The sequence below is a fragment of the uncultured Porphyromonas sp. genome (assembly GCF_938039215.1).
Lineage (GTDB): Bacteria > Bacteroidota > Bacteroidia > Bacteroidales > Porphyromonadaceae > Porphyromonas.
The window spans coordinates 1-2,919 of sequence record NZ_CALHVI010000038.1; the positions used below are offsets into that span (position 1 = coordinate 1).

1 protein-coding gene is annotated in these 2,919 nt (G+C 54.2%); it reads right to left on the reverse strand.

Annotation, left to right across the window (positions count from 1 at the left end; all coding sequences use genetic code 11):
- Positions 1-130 precede the first annotated feature (130 nt).
- Positions 131-2,512 carry a TonB-dependent receptor gene (locus Q0336_RS05525; RefSeq protein ID WP_298526474.1) on the reverse strand — a complete coding sequence of 794 codons (2,382 nt, stop codon included), beginning with the start codon at positions 2,510-2,512 and terminating at the stop codon, positions 131-133.
- Positions 2,513-2,919 lie beyond the last annotated feature (407 nt).

Consider the following 2,919-nt stretch of genomic DNA (forward strand, 5'->3'; position numbering starts at 1 on the left):
TGGGTCGCATCGACGACCTACCGTAGGTCGCAAGGACGACCCACAGTAGGTTTTATTTGGGGGCTGTCAGAGGGCTACCCTTCTGGCTACTCTGCAGGGCGGAGCGTCGGGTAGGGGCAGCGTGTCTCGGTTAGAGCTTGACGATCAGTCCGAGCGTCGGGAGGATGAGCTTGCTGTAGTAGTCGAGCTGGCGAAGCTGCTGACGCTGGGGATCGGTAGGATGATCCATGATCTGCCCCGAAGCATCTCGGTTCGTGTAGATCGGGGCGTTAGCAGAGCTACTCAGATAGGCATTCTGTACATCTACGTAGAGGTTCAGCATCCAGCGCTTGAAGTAGAACTCCTTGTCTAGGCGCAGATCCAGCTGGTGCTTGGCGGGAAGTCTCAGTGTATTGAAGCGTGCGTAGTCGGGGTAGGCTCGATTGGTGACTGCCCAAGCTGCCTTATTCGACGAGAGCTCCATATCTATCGGGGTGTAGGGAGCTCCGCCGATATAGCGCCAAGAGGCTGAGAGATACCAGCTCTTGCCCAGGCGATAGCTGGCGAGCAGGTTGATCATCTGGCCCGTATCCCAGGACGAAGGGCGGTAGACACCCGCCTTGTCGGTGAACTCACTCTTAAATAGCGTGTAGGTGGCTGTCGCAGAGAACTGCTGCCAAGACGTGAGGCGAGCTACTACTTCGACCCCATAGGCACGACCCAGACCAGTGGATAGCACCGCCTCGGCTCCCACCTGCCCGTACTCTGTCCCCTTACTCGCTAGGCTTACCCCCTCTAGCTCGGAGATGGGATAGGCACTGTAGGACTTGTAGAACCCTTCGGCTGAGAAGCTCAGGTAACTGCTGGGGCGATACTCCGCCCCTAGTACGGCTTGGTTCGACATGATGTAGCGTAGGCGATCCTTGTTGATATAGGTCCCGTCCGAGGCTCGGTAGCCCATGCTCGTGTAGGCGGGCTGCATAGCATAGCGTCCGAGATTCGCATTCAGATCAATGTCATCCGTGAGGGCAAACGAAGCTGAAATTCTAGGGGATAGCTGAGGCAAAGGGTTGCTCATGGTCGAGTTGAGCGTATTGCCCACGAGGTTGAATCCGAAGGCGAGCTTGAGCCTCTTGTCTAGGTATTCGTCTGATGCTTGAGCGAAGGCAGAGTAGGCTAGCATCTTGATGTGTGCGTCGTAGGAGAGCGGTACTACTTGCCCCGACTGGAAGGCGAGTCGCTCGCTGCGGTTGGTGTAGCTGGCATAGCGTAGACCTGCACCGAAGCTGAGCTTGAAGGGTAGGCTGGTATATACACGCTCATAGCGAAGCTTGCTCTCCGTCTCATCGGACTGATATTCGGAGAGCTTGGGGAGGGCGGTATCGTTGTTCTGATGCTTGACGCTGCTATTGCGCAGCATGTTGCGACTCAGTATCCAGTTGTCTATGTGCCCCTCTCCGTAGTGCTTGTACACTGCGCCTACCGTATAGTTCCACTGCTTGTACTCGGGGAGATAGCTTAGGATGTAGCGCTGTACCTCGGTGCCCGTGGTCTGTAGCTGAGTGTTCAGACGCATATTGTCTATCGCCCCAATGCCTACGATGGACAGCTCGTTGTGCGCATCTATGCGATACTTGTACTTGAGTTGGAAGTCATTGTAGGTCGGTAGGAAGGGAAGCTTGATCGCCTTGAAGAGCCACTGTAGGTACGACTGGCGAGCCGAAGCGATGAACGTGGACTTACTCCCCAGAGGACCCTCTACGGTAACTGCCGCATCCGAAGCACCCACCGAAGCCTTGACGTGCATGTGGTCGGCATCGCCATCCCGCTGTTTGATCTCCATGACAGAGCTGAGCGCATTGCTCCGACTTGCAGGGAAAGCCCCCGTGTAGAAGTTGATCTCTCGGACAAAGTCAGGGTTGATCATCCCCACGCCACCTCCCGATGCTCCTTGGGTAGCGAAGTGATTGATCACGGGGATTTCTATACCATCGAGGTAGAAGACATTCTCTGAAGGTCCCCCGCCTCGCACGATGAGGTCATTGCGATTGGGGTCTGTCGCTCCCACACCTGGCAGTCTCTGTACGAGCTTGGAGATATCTCTATTGGCTCCAGCACTCTTCTCGATCTGCTTGAGGCCGAGCGTCTGTATCGAGAGCGGGCTTTCGGCACGCTTGAATCGTATCCTTGGGCGGACAACGACTTCTGCTAAGTTCGTGGATTCTTCCTCGAGAGCGATGTCGATGAAGCTTGTTTGATTGCCCACCACTTGCACTTCGGCCGAAGTAGTCGTCTCATAGCCGAGCATCGTGACGATGAGGCGAACGAAGCCAGGCTTCACGCCCGAGATGACAAAGCGTCCTTCGACATCTGTCCTTGCGCCAAGGCTGGTCCCTTGCACTCGTACGGTAGCTAGTTCTAGTGGGTCATTGTTCTTCGTGCTGTAGACTCGACCTTTGACTGTCCCTTGCTGGGCGAAGAGCGTGGTCACAGAGAGTAGCAGTACCAGCAGGCTGTAATAAAGCTTTGCCATTTAAAATCTAAATCGAAGTGTGATACCTTCAGTCTTTCTAAAGGAGTGTTAAAAAACACAGCTACAAAGGTAGTCAAGTTTTCCTCTATCCCAACGAGGATCAAATATATAACCTTTTGATCTCTAGGAATCTATTTATCTATACCGCACTCTCGGGCAGAGTGTATAAGATGAGAAGGAGATCATGCCCTCTTTCGGAGGCTTCTCTCTAAAGAAATAGGGCGAGCTTTTGATCTGTGAAGCTCCCTTCCTAAGTCTATTCCCGAAAAGTGTCCCCATCCTTAGAGGAGTATGTCTGCCGAGCTCAAGAAGGGGCGTAGCTCCTCCTGCTCTGATAGACCATGAGGAGGGATGAAAAAGGGACCTACGGTAGGTCGCCGAAAAAACCTACTGTGGGTCGCATCGAC